The sequence below is a fragment of the Caballeronia zhejiangensis genome (genome assembly GCF_022879815.1).
Classification (GTDB): domain Bacteria; phylum Pseudomonadota; class Gammaproteobacteria; order Burkholderiales; family Burkholderiaceae; genus Caballeronia; species Caballeronia zhejiangensis.
Genome location: NZ_CP084286.1, coordinates 83,164 through 98,847 on the forward strand (window position 1 = coordinate 83,164; position 15,684 = coordinate 98,847).

At 63.0% G+C, this 15,684-nt stretch carries 16 protein-coding genes; 9 read left to right on the forward strand and 7 right to left on the reverse strand.

The genetic code is table 11. The annotated features are described in order from the left end of the window. Positions 1 to 168: 168 nt before the first annotated feature. A complete protein-coding gene (locus LDZ23_RS26540; RefSeq protein ID WP_008346682.1) occupies positions 169 to 1,011 on the reverse strand; it encodes a formate/nitrite transporter family protein in 843 nt (280 codons plus the stop codon). A 145-nt stretch (positions 1,012 to 1,156) separates the two neighbouring features. Here LDZ23_RS26540 and LDZ23_RS26545 point away from each other — a divergent pair, with 145 nt between their 5' ends. The 4 genes from LDZ23_RS26545 to LDZ23_RS26560 all read left to right on the forward strand — a co-directional run bounded on the left by LDZ23_RS26545 (position 1,157) and on the right by LDZ23_RS26560 (position 5,567). Continuing rightward, positions 1,157 to 1,444, forward strand: coding sequence for a DUF6566 family protein (locus LDZ23_RS26545; protein WP_008346683.1), 288 nt, complete (start codon positions 1,157 to 1,159; stop codon positions 1,442 to 1,444). A 138-nt stretch (positions 1,445 to 1,582) separates the two neighbouring features. Continuing rightward, the gene (locus tag LDZ23_RS26550; protein ID WP_244808293.1) at positions 1,583 to 2,662 is read left to right on the forward strand and encodes a glycosyltransferase family 4 protein; all 1,080 of its coding nucleotides are present in this window, start codon (positions 1,583 to 1,585) and stop codon (positions 2,660 to 2,662) included. Between the two features lie 40 nt (positions 2,663 to 2,702). Further along, positions 2,703 to 3,758, forward strand: a complete 1,056-nt coding sequence (locus tag LDZ23_RS26555; protein ID WP_008346687.1) for a glycosyltransferase family 4 protein — start codon at positions 2,703 to 2,705, stop codon at positions 3,756 to 3,758. Continuing rightward, the gene (locus LDZ23_RS26560) at positions 3,759 to 5,567 is read left to right on the forward strand and encodes an HAD-IIB family hydrolase (RefSeq protein WP_008346689.1); all 1,809 of its coding nucleotides are present in this window, start codon (positions 3,759 to 3,761) and stop codon (positions 5,565 to 5,567) included. 51 nt (positions 5,568 to 5,618) lie between these two features. On the opposite strand, the gene LDZ23_RS26565 is transcribed toward LDZ23_RS26560, so the two are convergent. The 3 genes from LDZ23_RS26565 to LDZ23_RS26575 all read right to left on the reverse strand — a co-directional run bounded on the left by LDZ23_RS26565 (position 5,619) and on the right by LDZ23_RS26575 (position 7,929). Beyond that, positions 5,619 to 6,725: an NADH:flavin oxidoreductase/NADH oxidase gene (locus LDZ23_RS26565; protein WP_008346690.1), complete on the reverse strand. Its 1,107-nt coding sequence runs from the start codon at positions 6,723 to 6,725 to the stop codon at positions 5,619 to 5,621. Between the two features lie 101 nt (positions 6,726 to 6,826). Next, positions 6,827 to 7,561: an LrgB family protein gene (locus tag LDZ23_RS26570; protein WP_244808294.1), complete on the reverse strand. Its 735-nt coding sequence runs from the start codon at positions 7,559 to 7,561 to the stop codon at positions 6,827 to 6,829. Continuing rightward, positions 7,558 to 7,929 carry a CidA/LrgA family protein gene (locus LDZ23_RS26575; RefSeq protein ID WP_008346694.1) on the reverse strand — a complete coding sequence of 124 codons (372 nt, stop codon included), beginning with the start codon at positions 7,927 to 7,929 and terminating at the stop codon, positions 7,558 to 7,560. Before LDZ23_RS26575 ends, LDZ23_RS26570 begins: the two co-directional genes overlap by 4 nt. A gap of 373 nt (positions 7,930 to 8,302) precedes the next feature. Between LDZ23_RS26575 and LDZ23_RS26580 the strand changes: the two genes are divergently transcribed. The 4 genes from LDZ23_RS26580 (at position 8,303) to LDZ23_RS26595 (ending at position 9,880) form a co-directional block, all read left to right on the forward strand. Then, positions 8,303 to 8,809, forward strand: coding sequence for a ferritin-like domain-containing protein (locus LDZ23_RS26580; protein ID WP_008346696.1), 507 nt, complete (start codon positions 8,303 to 8,305; stop codon positions 8,807 to 8,809). 61 nt (positions 8,810 to 8,870) lie between these two features. Next, complete coding sequence (locus LDZ23_RS26585) at positions 8,871 to 9,380, forward strand: hypothetical protein (protein ID WP_008346698.1); 510 nt, start codon at positions 8,871 to 8,873, stop codon at positions 9,378 to 9,380. 87 nt (positions 9,381 to 9,467) lie between these two features. Continuing rightward, complete coding sequence (locus tag LDZ23_RS26590) at positions 9,468 to 9,686, forward strand: hypothetical protein (protein ID WP_008346700.1); 219 nt, start codon at positions 9,468 to 9,470, stop codon at positions 9,684 to 9,686. Then, on the forward strand, positions 9,683 to 9,880 hold the full coding sequence (locus LDZ23_RS26595; protein WP_008346702.1) for a hypothetical protein: 198 nt from the start codon (positions 9,683 to 9,685) through the stop codon (positions 9,878 to 9,880). Before LDZ23_RS26590 ends, LDZ23_RS26595 begins: the two co-directional genes overlap by 4 nt. On the opposite strand, the gene LDZ23_RS26600 is transcribed toward LDZ23_RS26595, so the two are convergent. Further along, complete coding sequence (locus tag LDZ23_RS26600) at positions 9,869 to 10,288, reverse strand: hypothetical protein (RefSeq protein ID WP_008346704.1); 420 nt, start codon at positions 10,286 to 10,288, stop codon at positions 9,869 to 9,871. The genes LDZ23_RS26595 and LDZ23_RS26600 overlap by 12 nt on opposite strands. A gap of 585 nt (positions 10,289 to 10,873) precedes the next feature. Here LDZ23_RS26600 and LDZ23_RS26605 point away from each other — a divergent pair. Then, on the forward strand, positions 10,874 to 13,072 hold the full coding sequence (locus LDZ23_RS26605; protein ID WP_008346705.1) for a hybrid sensor histidine kinase/response regulator: 2,199 nt from the start codon (positions 10,874 to 10,876) through the stop codon (positions 13,070 to 13,072). An 85-nt stretch (positions 13,073 to 13,157) separates the two neighbouring features. Here LDZ23_RS26605 and catA read toward each other — a convergent pair whose 3' ends face one another. Beyond that, a complete protein-coding gene (gene catA, locus LDZ23_RS26610) occupies positions 13,158 to 14,093 on the reverse strand; it encodes a catechol 1,2-dioxygenase (protein ID WP_244808295.1) in 936 nt (311 codons plus the stop codon). Between the two features lie 181 nt (positions 14,094 to 14,274). Beyond that, entirely contained in the window at positions 14,275 to 15,477 is a 1,203-nt protein-coding gene (locus tag LDZ23_RS26615) for a porin (protein WP_008346709.1), read from the reverse strand. Positions 15,478 to 15,684: the final 207 nt, after the last annotated feature.

Sequence of the window (15,684 nt, forward strand, 5' to 3'; positions counted from 1 at the left end):
TGTCCGTGCCAGTGACAGATTCCGCCGTTAAATCAACGATTTGGCATCAGCGTCGCGACTTGCGGCGACCGGGCGTGATCCACGCCGGTTCAGCAATGACCCAGCCGTGTGCGATAAATCCCGCTGACGGTGCAGCGGTCCACGGCTCCGGTGGCGACAGAGTCCGCGTTACTGCGTGTCGCCGATTTCCGGCGCGATGGCCGCATGGTTGACGATCGCGACCATCGATATCCCGCCGATCATGTTCCCGAGAAGCGTCGGCAGCAGGAACACGCCGAAGTAATCGCCGATGCTCGCGGCGTGCGTCATCACGGCATACGCGGCCTCGGCCGAACTGGCGATGACGTGCGTCAGCTTGCTCACGCCGACGGTGTAAGTCACGAGCAGGATGGTGAGCAGGCGCGCGGACCGCGCGCTCGGCAAGAGCCAGACCATCAGCGCGATCAGCCAGCCGGCGAAGACGGCGCGCACCAGCGTCACGCCGAAGCCGGCGCTGAAAGGCGCACGCGCGACCTCCGCGAGCGCCGCGTTGACGTCGGGATCGAACACGTCCTTGAACTGCAGAAGCGCGGCGAATACTGCGGTGCCGACGAGATTGGATAACAACACGATCGACCATAGGCGCAGCGTTTTACCCACTGTGCGCAAGTCACGCCGCGTGAGCACGGGCAGCACCGCTGTCAGCGTGCTCTCGGTGAAAAGCTGCTGACGCCCGAGGATGACGAACACGAAGCCGATCGTATATCCCAGGCTTGCAATCAGATGCTGCGATTTGGATGCAGGCAGCTCGCTTTGCAGAATCGCCTGAACGAGAAAGGAGAAACCCATCGAAAGACCCGCCGCGAGCCCGGACCATATGAGCGCCGAGGCCGTGCGCTCCATCGCGGTTTCGCCCTCTTCGCGCACGATTTCGTGGATGACGAGCGCATGCGGCGTCGAATGATCCGCGGCTTGCTCGCGCTGATCGTGGTCGAGGTGGGGCGACTCGGCGCCTGCTTGCGATTCGGACATTGACTCTTCTCCTGAGGCCGCTGCTGCGTGCGTCGTGCACGATGCGATGCGTGCTTACAGCAGATTCGATGCCTGTCGGGCATAGGGCCTGCTGCTGCGACCTCGTTCACCCGAAACAACCGATCCAACCGATACAAGACCGACGATGAAAACCGAGACCTTTTCCCTTGGCGGCTACGACGTCGAGGTATCGACGAAACAAACGCCAACCGGCGACTGGACACCCGAGCTGCGCGTCACCCGCAACGGACGGCCGGTCGCTCTGCCTCGAGTCGAGACGGTCGAACCCAACTGGCTGACGAGCGCGGAAGCGCTGCGCGGCGGCGTCGAGCAGGCGCGCCGGCTGATCGATCGATATCTCGCCGGCCACGACAATCAGCACACCGGCGGCGCAATCGGCCATCCGGCGAAGCCCGGCGTCCAGGACAAATGATCTGAATCGCGGCGGCGACGTGCCTGCTTCGAGCGCGACCCGCGATCGTCGCGCGTGTGGCCCTTCGATTGCTCGGCGAGCTTATCCGTCATCCGCAAGCAATCGGGCTTGCAGCGAACGGCCCGCAAGGACCGCAAAATGAAGATCGCACAAGTTGCACCGCTCTATGAAAGCGTTCCCCCCAAAGCCTATGGCGCGACCGAACGCGTCGTTTCCGCGCTGACGGAACAACTCGTCGCGTGGGGTCGCGACGTCACATTGTTCGCTGCGGGCGACTCCAAGACCCAGGCGCGCCTTCGCGCGACACATCCGGTGGGACTCTGGCGTGACGAACGCGTGTGGGATACGACGAGCCATCATCTGCGTCAGCTCGACGCCGTCGTACGCCGCTCCGCGCAGTTCGACCTCGTTCACTTCCACGGCGAGCCGTTTCATCTGCCATTGCAGCGGTATATGTCGTGTCCGTCGCTTACGACCGTGCACGGCCGACTGCTCGTGCCCGATCACGGTCCGCTCTACGGGGCTTATCCCGATGCGCCGCTCGTTTCCATCTCGGACAGCCAGCGCAAGGACACACCGCACGCCAACTGGATCGGCACCGTGCATCATGGCCTGCCGCTCGATGCCATGCGCTTCTCTCCGAACGGCGGCGACTATCTGCTTTTCGTGGGCCGCATGATGCCCGAGAAGGGAATCGAGCGCGCCGTCGAGATCGCGCGGCGCGCGGGGCTGCCGCTCAAGATCGCCGCGGCCGTGCATCCCGGCGAACGCGCGTGGTTCAGGGAAGAGATTTATCCGATGCTGGAGGCCTCGCAATCGTTCGTCGAATATCTCGGCGAAGTGGGCGGCGAGACGCGCCTCGAACTCTTCTCCCACGCGCGTGCGTTGATGTTTCCGATCGGCTGGGAGGAGCCCTTCGGCCTCGTGCTCATCGAGGCGATGGCTTCCGGCACGCCCGCGATCGCTTTCCGGCGCGGTGCGGTGCCGGAGATCGTCGAGCATGGCGTGACGGGTTTCATCGTCGACGATGTCGAACAGGCCGTGCGTGCAGTGCAGAAACTCGGCACCATTCGTCGCAACGATTGCCGGCGCAGCTTCGAGCGGCGCTTCAGCGCCGAGCGCATGACGCGCGATTACCTCGCGATTTATCGCACGCTGCTCGCGGATCCAGCGCGAGGCGGCGAGGAATGGGCACCCGGCGACCCGATGCAGGCATGACGATTGCCGTTCCCGGTTGCATTCACTCGCGTAATTGGCCATGCGCATCGCTCAGGTTTCCACTCTTTATGAGAGCGTGCCGCCGCGACGTTACGGCGGCATAGAGCGCGTCGTGTCCTGGCTCACGGAAGAACTCGTGAAGATGGGACACGACGTCACGCTCTTTGCAAGCGCCGACTCGCGCACACGCGCGAAGCTCGTCGCGAGTTCGGACTGCGCCGTGAGACTGCTCGAAGACACCGCCGATCCGCAAGCCTTCCACTTCGCGATGCTCGAGGACGTCGTGCGCGCGTCCGGCGATTTCGACATCGTGCATTTTCATACGGACTACATGAGCTTTCCGTACGCGCGCCGGCTCGATGCCGCGCACGTTACGACGCTTCACTGGCGGCTCGACGTGCCCGGCCTCGACGCGCTTTACCGGCGTTTCGCCGATGTGCCGCTCGTGTCCATCTCCGATGCGCAGCGCGAGCCGATGCCGTGGGCCGGCTGGACCGCGACCGTGCATCACGGCATGCCCGCGGCGTTGCTGCCGTTTCAGGCGCGGGCGGAACGGCATCTCGCGTTCGTCGGACGTATCGCGCCATCGAAGGGACCGGACGCGGCCATCCGCATCGCGCGGCGGGCGAACGTGCCGCTCAGGATCGCGGCGAAGATCGACGAAGCGGATCGCCCCTACTTCATTCGCGATGTCGAACCGCTCATCGAGGCGCCGCACGTCGAATTCGTCGGCGAACTCGACGATCACGGCAAGCGCGGACTGCTCGGCCATGCCCGCGCGATGCTCTTTCCGATCGCCTGGCCGGAGCCCTTCGGCATCGCGATGATCGAAGCGCTCGCGTGCGGCACGCCGGTCATCGCGTTCGGGCGCGGTTCGGTGCCGGAGATCATCGAGCATGGCGTGAGCGGGTTCATCGTGCGCGACGAGGACGAGGCGGTCGAAGCCGTCGCGCGATTGCCGGAGATCGACCGGCGCGCATGCCGCGCGCGCTTCGAGCAGTTTTTCACGGCGGAGCGCATGGCGCGTGCTTATGTCGAGGTCTACGAGCGGCTCGTGCGCGAGCGCACCGCGCGGCTCACATTGACGGAGGTTTGAATGCGCTGCATGGTGCTTGCAAGCGATTACGACGGCACGCTGGCGCAGCATGGCCGCGTCGATGAAGCGACGTGGCGCGCCGTCGACCGGCTGCGCGAATCCGGCCGCCATATGGTGCTCGTCACCGGCCGCGAACTCGACGATCTGCTGAGTCTGTGCGACGGCATCGACCGGTTTTCGTATGTGGTCGCGGAGAACGGCGGCGTGCTCTATCACCCGGCGACGCGCGAACGCACGCTTCTGGCGCCGCCGCCGCCCGCCGCGTTCGTCGAAGCGATGCGGCAACGCGGCGTGAAGCACCTGAGCGTGAGCGAGACGCTCGTCGCCACATCGCGCCCGTACGACGAACAGGCGCACGAAGCGATCCGCGAACTCGGCCTCGATCTGCACGTCGTGTTCAACGGCGACGCGGTGATGATTCTCGCGCCCGGCATCAGCAAGGCGACGGGGCTCGATGCCGCCCTCGATGCGATGGCGTTCTCGCCGCGCAATGCCGTCGGCGTCGGCGATGCGCAGAACGATCATCCGCTGCTGGACGCGTGCGAGTTCGGCGCCGCGGTCGGCAACGCGCTCGATGTGCTGAAGGCGCACGCGGATATCTGTCTCGAAGGCGTCGCCGGGGCGGGCGTCGCGGAACTCATCGACAAGATTCTGGCCGACGACCTCGCACACCTGAGCCGACGCGACGCGCGGCACAACCTGCTGATCGGGCATCGCACCGTAAGCGGCGATGGCGGCGATGAAGACACCGCCGAAACGCTCGAACAGCAAGGCACCGTCGCGCTGCTCGCCGGGCAGTCGGGCGGCGGCAAGTCGACCTTGTTGACCGGACTCATGGAGCGTCTGTGCGCGGCGGGATATCAGTTCTGCGCGCTCGATCCGGAAGGCGATTTCGACAATCTCGAAAAGACGCTCGCCATCGGCAATGCGGAGCACGCGCCCAAAGGCGACGACATCATGAAGTTGCTGCGCCAGCCGCGCCAGCCTGTCGTCGCGAATCTGATGCACGTTGCGTTCGCCGAGCGGCCTTCGTACTGCGCCGAACTGCTCGCCGAGCTGCAATCGACCCGCGCGCTCAACGGGCGACCGCACTGGATATTGTTCGACGAGGCGCATCAGCTTTTCCCGAACGCCGCGAACGCCGCCGACGAAACCCTGCCGGAGCAACTCGGCCCGGCCATCTTCGCGACGGTGCATCCGAACGCGATCTCGCAGCGCGTGCTCGAACGCGTCAACGTGTTCATCGGCGCAGGTCCCGGCGCCTGGGAAGCGCTCGAGGAGTTCGCGCGCGCCGCGGGCATCGCGATGCCGCGCCGGCTATCGGGCGCGCCCGAAGTCGGTCAGGCGCTCGTCTGGCGGCGCGAGCCGCTCAGCGGCGACGCCTGGGGCGATCCGCGCATCGTTCGCGTGGAGCCGGCCAAAACGCAGCGTCGCCGTCATGTGCGCAAATATGCGGCGGGCATGCTTATCCCCGAGCGCAGTTTCTACTTTCGCGGGCCGGAGAATCGGCTCAAGCTGCGCGCGCACAACCTCACGCTTTTCCTCGAACTGGCCGATGGCGTCGATGAAGACACATGGCTCTTTCATCTGCGGCGCGGCGACTATTCGACATGGTTCCGCGATGTAATCGGCGACGCCGAACTCGCCGACGAAACCGCCGCCGTCGAGCGCGAACATCGGGATTCCGCCGAGGAGAGCCTCGCTGCGATCACCCGTCTCGTGCAGGTGCGCTATACGCAGCCCGAGAATCCGGTGTTGCCGAACGTGCTCGCGCCCGGCGCGAAGGGCGGCGAACGAACGCCGCCATGAGAACCGGCTTGCAAGCGTCGCTCCCTTCGAGCGCGCGACCGCATCGCACGATCAGTCTTCTTCGAAGAGATGCCGGTACTGATGCGGCTGCGAGCGCAGATACTGCTTCGGCGCGCGCACCTGTGCGCCCAGCTCCGCCGCGGCGTGCCACGGCCAGCGCGGGTCGTACAGGGCCGTGCGCGCGAGCGCGATCATGTCGGCATCGCCGGTTCCGACGATGGCCTCCGCCTGTTCGATGCCCGTGATCAGCCCGACCGCGATGACCGGCATCCCGACCGCCTGCTTCACGGCGCGCGCGAGCGGCACCTGATAGCTCGGCCCGACCGGAATCTTCTGCGCCGGATGAAGCCCGCCGCTCGATACGTGAACGGCATCGCAGCCGCGCGCTTCGAGCGCTTTGGCGAATGCGACGGTCTGCTCGATGTCCCAGCCGCCTTCGACCCAATCGGTGCCGGACACGCGGATCGTCACCGGCCGCTCGGCGGGAAATGCGGCGCGCACGGCGTCGAACACTTCGAGCGGAAAACGCATGCGGTTCTCGAGCGAACCGCCGTATTCATCGTCGCGCCGGTTCGACAACGGCGACAAGAACTGATGCAGCAAGTAGCCATGCGCCGCGTGGATCTGAATGAGATCGATGCCGAGACGCGCCGCGCGCGTGGCGGCCGCCGTGAACGCATCGCGGATGCGCGCGAGTCCGGCCGCATCGAGCGCGACCGGCGGCGCTTCGCCGTCCTCATAGGCGACGCTCGAAGGCGCTTCGGTCTGCCAGCCATGCGCGTGATCGGCTGAAATCTGGGCGCCGCCTTCCCACGGCACATCGGTCGATGCCTTGCGTCCCGCGTGACTCAACTGGATCGCGACCGGCATGTCCGACCATCGCCGGATGCCGTCGAGCGTGCGCTTCAGCGCCGCTTCGGTTTCGTCGTTCCAGAGACCGACATCCGCATATGTGATGCGTCCCTCCGGCAGCACGGCCGTTGCTTCGATGGTGAGCAAGGCCGCGCCGGACAGCGCGAGCTGACCGAGATGAATCAGATGCCAGTCGTTCATGCAGCCGTCTTCGGCGGAGTACTGGCACATCGGCGCGATCACGATGCGATTGGCGAGGGTCAGATTGCGCAAGCGCGCAGGTTGGAACAGTGCAGGCTGTGACATGGACAGGTTCCTTGGCGGTTGTGACGTCGCGAGGGGCGCGACCCATGCCGTCGTCGCCAGCAATGGCTATTCCGTCGACATTCAAGCCGGGCGCGCGGACATCACAGCAGCTTCGACAACACAGGCAGCAGAACGGGCACGACGAACGCGGTAAACACGCCGTTCAGCCCCATGCCGAGGCCGGCGAACGCGCCCATCTCTTCGCTGACCTGAAAGGCGCGCGCCGTGCCGATGCCATGCGACGCCACGCCGAGCGCGAAGCCGCGCGCCTCGACGTCGGAAACGCGCAGCACATCGAGGATACCCCGCGCGGTGACGGCGCCGAACACGCCCGTCGTGATGACGAGCACCGCCGTCAGCGAAGGCACGCCGCCGATCTCCTTCGCCACGGCCATCGCGATGGGCGTCGTCGCGGACTTCGGCGCGAGCGATGCAATCGACTGACGCGACGCCCCGAGCAAGGCCGCCACGGACACGGCGGATACGATCGCGGTCAGCGAGCCGGCGGCGAGACTCACGAGAATCGGCCACGCGAGTCGCTTCAGATTCGCCCACTGCCGATAAAGCGGCAACGCCAGCGCGACCGTGGCCGGCCCGAGCAGAAAATGCACGAACTGCGCGCCGTCGAAATACGTTTCGTAGGCCGTGCCGCTCGTCTTGAGCACCACGACGACGATGGCCACCGAAATCAGCACCGGATTGGCGAGCGGATTGAAGCGGCACGCCGCGTAGATGCGCTGCGCGATGAGGTACGCGAGCAGCGTGATGGTAAGGCCGAGCAGCGGCGTGGCCGCCAGATAGACCCAGATCGCTCCGAAGTGCGGCACCGGGATCATGTGCGGTCTCCGTGTTCATGGGCGACGCGGCGGCGGCCGCGCAGCATCGCACGCATGACGAGCGCGGTGACGGCGATCGCGAGTGTGGTACTGACTGCAACGGAGAACACGACGGCAAGCACGTCGCCGCGCAGCGCATGCGCCGACACCATGATGCCGACGCCCGCCGGCACGAACAGCAGAGACAGGTGCCGGAGCAGTTCGAGCGCCGTGGGTTCGAGCGTGGCCGCGGCGGCCGGACGCAATGCGCAGTATCCGGCGAGCAGAAGCATGCCGATGACCGGGCCGGGCACCGGCAGGCTGAAGAGATAGGAAAGCCCTTCTCCGAGACACTGGAAAACGAGCAATGTAGCAATTGCGGCGAGCATGGGAAAAACTCCTGGTGCGTGCGATGTTCATGCCTTCTTTCGGCAGCGGACGAAGCGTACCCGAGATGCTCGGGAAGCGCGTGACTCGCCCGCACATCGGGCACGGGCTGGTCGATCCATCTGCCCCGCTCGATGCGACTTTGTGCAAAAAAAAGGCCCGCCTGAAAACGGCGGGCTGAAGCCACGGAAGATAACGCGCCATTCAAGGCGCGCTTGAAGTATCGCGCTTTATTTTCATGTCGCAACAGTACGAAGGGCATCCTAACTATTCGTCGTCATGCCACGAACATGCGCGGCATGACGATTGCGAGTCATCGGGCAGCGCGAAGCGCGATTGCTTCGCTCATCCGTTCACATCGATCCGGGAGACACCATGGCTCAACCGACCGAACACCTGCTCGACTGGCTTCGCGACGCGCACGCGATGGAACAGCAAGCCGAGCAAATGCTGCGCGCGCAGTCCGGGCGCCTCGAGCACTATCCGCAACTGAAGGCGCGTATCGATCAGCATCTGGAAGAAACGCTGGACCAGCAGAAGATCGTCGCCGCGTGCATCGAGCGGCTCGGCGGCAGCACATCGACGGTCAAGGATCTTGCCGCCAAGATGATGGCCTTCGCGCAAGCGGCGGGCGGCATGACGATGACCGACGAAGTCGTGAAAGGCGCCATCATGAGCTATGTATTCGAGAACATGGAGATCGCGTCCTACACCTCGCTAATTGCGGCAGCGACGCGCTGCGGCGATGCCGAAACCCGGGCCGCGTGCGAACGGATCCTGCCTCAGGAGCAGGCAATGGCGCAATGGCTGCTCGAACACATCCCTTCCATCTCGACCGAATATCTCGACCGCTCGGCATCCGGTCAGGAAGCGAAGAAATAAGCCTTGCATAAGGCTTCGACATGTTCGTTCATCCAGTCGTCATACCTAGCCGGAACACACCATGAGCCAGTATCCCGCGACCGACAACCAGCAAGCGAAGGGCCACTCGCTTGCCCGTGGACTCGCATTCTTCAGTCTCGCATTGGGAACCGCCCAACTGCTTGCGCCCCGTACCGTCGCACGCATGTCCGGCCTGCGCGTCAGCCCTGGCCTCGTCAGGCTGTATGGGCTGAGAGAGATTGCCTGCGGCATCGGCATACTTTCGTCGCGCGATCCGTCTCCGTATCTGATGGCGCGCATCGGCGGCGACGCGCTCGATCTGATGACCGTGGCGACGGCGCCACGCGAACGCCGGCAAGGCGCGCACACGCGTGCGCTCGGCGCCTTGCTCAACGTCGCGGGCGTCACCGCGCTCGATGCGCGCGCGGTGACTTCGCTGTCCGATGACCGGGCGCGGCAGCGCAGCGAACGCTCGGAGCATTACGCCCAGCTTTATCTTGACCGCACGGGCTTTCCGCGTCCGGCGGACGAGATGCGCGGCGCAGCGCGAAGCGATGGCAACGGCGCCTGAGTGCGGAGTCGGCAATGCATGCGCTCGTCACGCTGATGGAATAACGCTTGCTCGATCTCACTACCTTCAGCCAATCGAGCGATCACGATGACCCACTTCTTCTTGCCTGCATCGCAGTACACAGCGCGTCTGCCGCTGCTTCAATGGCTGTCGGCTCCCGACGAGGATGCCGACGACGATCTCGACGACGTCCTCGACGAAACCGGCGAGATCACCAACCGCAGCAATGGCAAGAGCGGCACCGATACCACGGCGGAACCCGATCCCAAGCCGGACAACCATCAGGCATCGACGAGGCAATCATGACCGACGAACAGACGCCGCAGCATATCGAAGGGCAGCCGGTGCCGGGACACACCGAGAACATCCCGGCGAACCCGAAGGAGCCGGCGCCGCGCGGCCCCAACGAGGATCGCGCGCCGGACGCCGGTCCCGCTACCAAGCCGGGAACACCGCCGGGCACGCAAAGCGAAGGCGACCGCCTGAAGTCACCCGACTGACATCGGCGCTGCCGGTCGAACGCAGCGCCATTTGACTCGATAAGTCCATGAGGAGCACGCCATGAACCGAACCATCACGATCAGGGCCATGTTGATCGCCGCAGTGACGGCGTCCCTTTGCTTTACGTCGGGCTGCAACCGCAATACGAGCGGCGGAAGCACCGCGGCAAGCGACAGCGCAGGGTCATCCGCGCCGGCTGCCGCCAGCTTCCCGGCGACCGCCGCCAGCGACGCACCCGCCGGTGCGAGCCAGTAAGCGAACAGGTACGACTGGCGAGGCGGCGTCGCGCCGCGCATTGCCAGATCGGCTTCGCCCGCGCCGGGGTTGACCGGCTTCGCCGTCGGTTGGATGCGGTGCGGGTAAGTCGTCGATTGCGGGGTAATTGCATCGGCATCCGAAATATTCACATCGCGAGAACGTCGCCGCCCTCTTCCAGTCGATTACCCGATACCCTATTCTCCCGGTGCCATCGACATATCGGGCGTACCCGCCGACGTGGAACGCGCTTTGGCATCCGTCGAATTTACCTCTCTCGGCATGTCCCCCGGAACTCGATTCCAAGGGCTCGATACCGGCTCACTGTGATACGTCATGCCCGACGTGGCGGCACCGTGAGATCCGCCGCTGCCATTTCCACCGTTGCCATTACCACCTGCAACTGCCGAGCTTGCAGCTAACAACGTCGCGATGGAAACCGACAACGCAAGGGTTCTACGGACATCGAGTCGGTGGAGCATGGGAGTTCTCCAATCTTGTTCAAATTCAAGTAAGTATTACGGCGTCGGCCACAAATCTAGCGACGTATCAGTCAATACGAACGCTCGCCAAACAAAGACGCAGGGCTTCAAGAAAATCGTGCGAGCAAAAAAAGATTCCATGACGCCGTATCTATCCGGCCCTTAAACACGTCGACGACCGCCGCGCCAACGGTAAGTTTGACGTCGTACGAACATCTGAATAGACTTCGCCTTCGCGCCCCGCCCCGAAGTCCCATGATTGCCCATCAGGAAACATCTGTCCCGGACAGCACTGCGCTCGATATCCCCGTTCCGCCACGCGACTTTGGCGTGACCCGGCGCATGCTGCTCGCCGTGCTTGCAGCATCAATCATCACACCATTGCTTTTTCTCGCCACGTACGGTTATTTCGGTTTTCAAACCAGAATCGCGGATTCGACTGAAGGAATCGACAGACTCTCGCGAGTTGCCGAGGAGCAGGCCGTAAAAGTCCTCGACGTGAATCAGGAGGTATCGCTTCGAATAATGGCCTTTCTCGGTGACGACGGGGATGTCCCACTTCGCGCGCGACAGCAATCTGTTCATCGCTTTCTGAGGCAAACCGCCGAGCGGGTGCCATCGGTTTTCTCGATTGCTGTCTTTGGCCGGAAAGGAAATTTGCTTGCCAGCAGCAGCACCTATCCGGTCGGCCTTCAATCGATTGGAGACCGCTCGGATATCTGGTCTGCACGCCATGCCGCTTCTGCGGCAGTTGGCATGCTGCGGCCCGAACAAATATCCGACCCGGCTCGGGACGTTTTCGATGTGACGTTCCCTCGATACGACTCGAGTGGCCAGTATCTCGGTGTCTTGGCCATATCCCTTCGACGCGATTATTTCTCGTCGTTCTACGACCGGCTGACCGCACATGACCGGGCTTTGACGGTGGGCCTTTTCCGAAGCGACGGTACTACGCTCGTTCGATTTCCCGAGCCAAAAGCGCGACGCGCACCGACAAGCAGTCAACCCTTGCTGGAAGCTATTCAGGCTAATCGGCAAAGCGGACGTCTCAAGGGTTTCTCGACGCTCGACGGCGTCGAGAAGCTCCTGGTGTATCGAGAGGTCGGCTCATACCCGCTTTACGTGACCTCCGGAATCCCGGTCTCGACGGTTACATACAGATGGTTGCGACACGACGGTCTTATCGCCATCGCGACGCTGGTTCCATGCGTAGGCATCTGGTTTCTGGTCGTGTTCAGTTTGAGCCGTCTGAAACGTGAACGAACGGCGTGGGACAGATGGAAAGCCGAGTTCGGGATGCGCGTTTCCGCGGAAGCAACAAGCCGTCAGATGAAGCGTATGGGCGCACTCGGCAATCTCGTGGCAAACGTCGCGCATGACTTCAACAATCTCCTCATGGTGGTCAAGGCGAACATGGAACTGGCCCGTCGCAAGCACTTCAACGGACTGGAGAAAGAAGTCATCGCAGTGGAACGGGCTTCCGCTTCGGCGGAGGTCCTGGCAAGGCGGCTACTCAGCGTCGCTCGCAAGCAACCGCTGCGTGAGGAGTTCGTGGATGTCAAAGATTGGCTCGAACGGGAAGCCTCTCTGATTCAGATGTCGCTCAATGAGCGCATCCGCTTTCACATCAGGTCTTCTGACGAAATCTGGCCAATCTACGTTGACCAAACCGAACTTCAATCGGCGCTGATAAACCTTGCGGTGAATGCCAGGGATGCAATGCCCGGCGGCGGCGACTTTACCATTCGCACCAGGAACATCACGCTCGATACTTCGAAAGGAAGCCTGAAGCCCGGTGACTATGTTGTCATCGCTTGTTCCGATACCGGCGTCGGCATGCCGGCATCAGTGATGCAACGCGCCTTCGAGCCGCTTTTTACGACCAAAGCCGCGAACGCTGGCACGGGGCTCGGCCTTGCGCAGGTCATCGCGATGTGCGAGCAGGCGCGCGGAACAGCACGCATCGAGAGCGAGGAAGGTAAAGGAACGACCGTGTCGCTCATTCTTCCCCGTGGCTCCGGGCAGGCCGAAGCCAAAGCCAAAGCGACGACCGTGTCTCCCTCACCACCCGTCACGGTGACGGAGGCGACCAAGGGTTCCATTTTGCTGGTCGAAGACAACGAGGAAGTGGCCGCGGGACTTTCGGCCGTACTGGAGGTGTTCGGCTGGCAATCCCGACACGAACTCACCGGAGATGCAGCGCTAGGTCTGCTGGAGGACGGCGCGAAGTTCGATCTCATTCTCTCCGACATTCAAATGCCTGGGCTCAACAACGGAATCGATGTTGCGGAAAAAGTGCGGCGGAAATGGCCGAAGCAGGCTATTGCGCTGATGACCGGCTATGCCGACGAGTTCGAACGAGCAAAAAACGCCGGTGTAACGATTCTTTCCAAGCCCTTCAACATCGACGACCTTCAGGCTTTGCTGCAGAGCGTAGCACCCGCGATCAGGTGATTCGTCACTCTCGCCCATCGCCGCCAACGCGATGAACATCGTCGCTGCCGCAGCAAATGGAAGCGGAGTCAGCCGCTTCGCCGACTTAAGCCGTCACCGCCGCGCGCTGACGACTGACAAGCTGATTGTCCTTGCCTTCGACGAGGCGAGTCAGCGCGATATCGAACTGAATTTCCTTGTAAGCGTCCGCCTTTAGACCGAGCGCAAAGCCGCCCTTCTTTTCGACGACATGAGGAATCAATTCCTCGCGCGTGGCATACGCGAAGTCATCCCAAATGAGCGGATCGCCCTCGATGTTGATCTGCGTGGTCAGCTTGCGGAAGTTATCGCTCGTCACGAAGAAATGAACGTGTGCAGGACGATTGCCATGCCGTGCAAGCGCGTTCAGCAATTCTTGCGTCGAACCGTGAGGCGGGCATCCATAGCCTACGGGCATGAGCGTGCGGAACTCGTACTTGCCGTCTTGTCCTGTTCTCACCGCGCCACGCAAGTTGAAGTCACTCTGTGCGCCGGTCGGATCGAAATGCGAGTAGAAGCCTTTCGAGTTTGCATGCCAGCACTCCACGACGGCATCCGCGACAGGCTTGCCGTCGGGACCGGTTACGGTGCCGCGAATGACAAGCGGCCCGGCGTCATCGTCCGGATTGAGGTCGATCTTCGCCACACCATCGCGCAACGGTGCGCCCGCCACATACAGCGGACCTTCGATGGTGCGCGGTGTGCCGCCGTGAATGTCCGCGTGACGGTCCTGCGCATCCATGCGAATGTCGAGAAACTTCTCGAGACCGAGACCCGCCGCGAGCAAGGCCGTTTCCCCGTTGCGACCGAGCCGGTTGAAGTAGTTCACGCCTGCCCAGATTTCATCGGGCGTCATATCGAGGTCGTCGATGGCCTTGAACAGGTCGCTTAGCAGCCGATGCGTGATCTGCTTCGCACGTGCATTGCCGTTATCGCTGCCGAGATTGGCGGCGGCCGAAAGCAGGCCCTGAACTTCCTTCGTATCGAATACTTTGACGCTCACGATGTTGTCTCCATAGGTATGGGGGGTACGACACAGGTATTCCGTTCCGCGGTACCACGCGCGGACTCACGCGTCGTCTCGACGACAAATTAGGCCGCACCCGCATATCCGTCAAATAGATCAAATGTGGTTGATGCCATCCGTGAAATGGATGACATCCCGGCGCGAATGTCGGCTGGCTTCAAAACTTGTGGCGGATGCCCACGCGGACCGTGCTTTGACGATCGCTCGTCGACGGCGTGAGGTTGTTGATCGCCGCAACCGCCGCTGTGCCGGTGGAATCGATGCCGGATGCCTTCTGGTACACGCCGATCAGATAGACATCGGTGCGCTTAGACAGGAAGTAATCGGCGCCGAGGGCGCCTTGGTAATACTTGGCGCCGGGATTGTTGCCGGTGGCCGAATCGACGTCACCGCCCTTCGTGTAGTCGAATGCCGCGCCGAGCAGGAGCGCCGGCGTGAGCTGATACCTGAAGTTGACTTCGACGTTATTGAAGTTCGCATTGCCGGAATAGCCGCGCGGATTGGGACCGGAGTTCGCGGTATCGCCGAGGTTCTTGAACTGCACGTTGGAATACGTTGCACCTACCGTGGCCGCGCCGAATGCATAAGCAGCGCCCGCCGCGACCACCTGATAGGTACGAGCCGATGCATAGCCGCTATAGACGGGCGAAGAGATGAAGTTCGCGCTCGCAGCGGGCGGCGTGCTTGCGCCGTTGTCGCCGAAGAAGCCGACGTTCGGATTGCGCGCGTTCAGGTAACCGACGCCCAACGTCAGCGGGCCGTTCGCATAGCCCGCACCGAGCGACCACAATTGGTTGCGCGAGACCGCACCCGCGACGCCGCCCAGGCTGTAGACGCCGCCGAAGGTAACGCCGTAGTAAGCCTTACTGACGAACTTGATCGCGTTGTTCACGCGATACGCGTTGTTGAGGTTATCCAGATCGCCTGGATGCGCGCCGATATATCCCGCCCACTGGGTACCGGACTCGAACGGGCCCACATAATCCACGACCGAATCGTATTGCCGCCCGAGCAACACGGTGCCGTAAGCACTGGACAAGCCCACGTACGCCTGCCGGCCGAACATCAGACCTTGCGTGCTGCCGCGGTTCTTCTGCGCAAGCGAGCCGTTATTCAGGTCGAAGCCGTTCTCGAGTACGAACAGCGCAGCAAGCCCGCCGCCAAGCTCTTCCCTGCCCCTCAATCCCCAGCGGCTGGCCTGCATGACGCCGCTCGACAGGTTGTAGAGATTGTGGCCGCCGGCGTTCGATGTCCAGTTGAAGCCATCGTCGACGATGCCGTACAGCGTCACCGCGCTTTGTGCGTGCGCCGTGCCTGCAACTGCAAGCAGCGCCAGAGAAGTTCCCAAGGCGAGTTTCATACGTGCGTGTTCCATGCGAGTCGTTCTGTTGATTGACGCAATGAAGGCTCATTGCGGTGATGAATGCGATGCGCCACGCAGTCTGCGGCCGCTCGTTTCACGCGGCAAATAAGCCAAAAGCATGACCGGCGATAAGCGCGATCGATATGTCATGCGAGGCAAGGGCTATTCCGTACGACATGCAACGGCACATGCACCAGATTCATG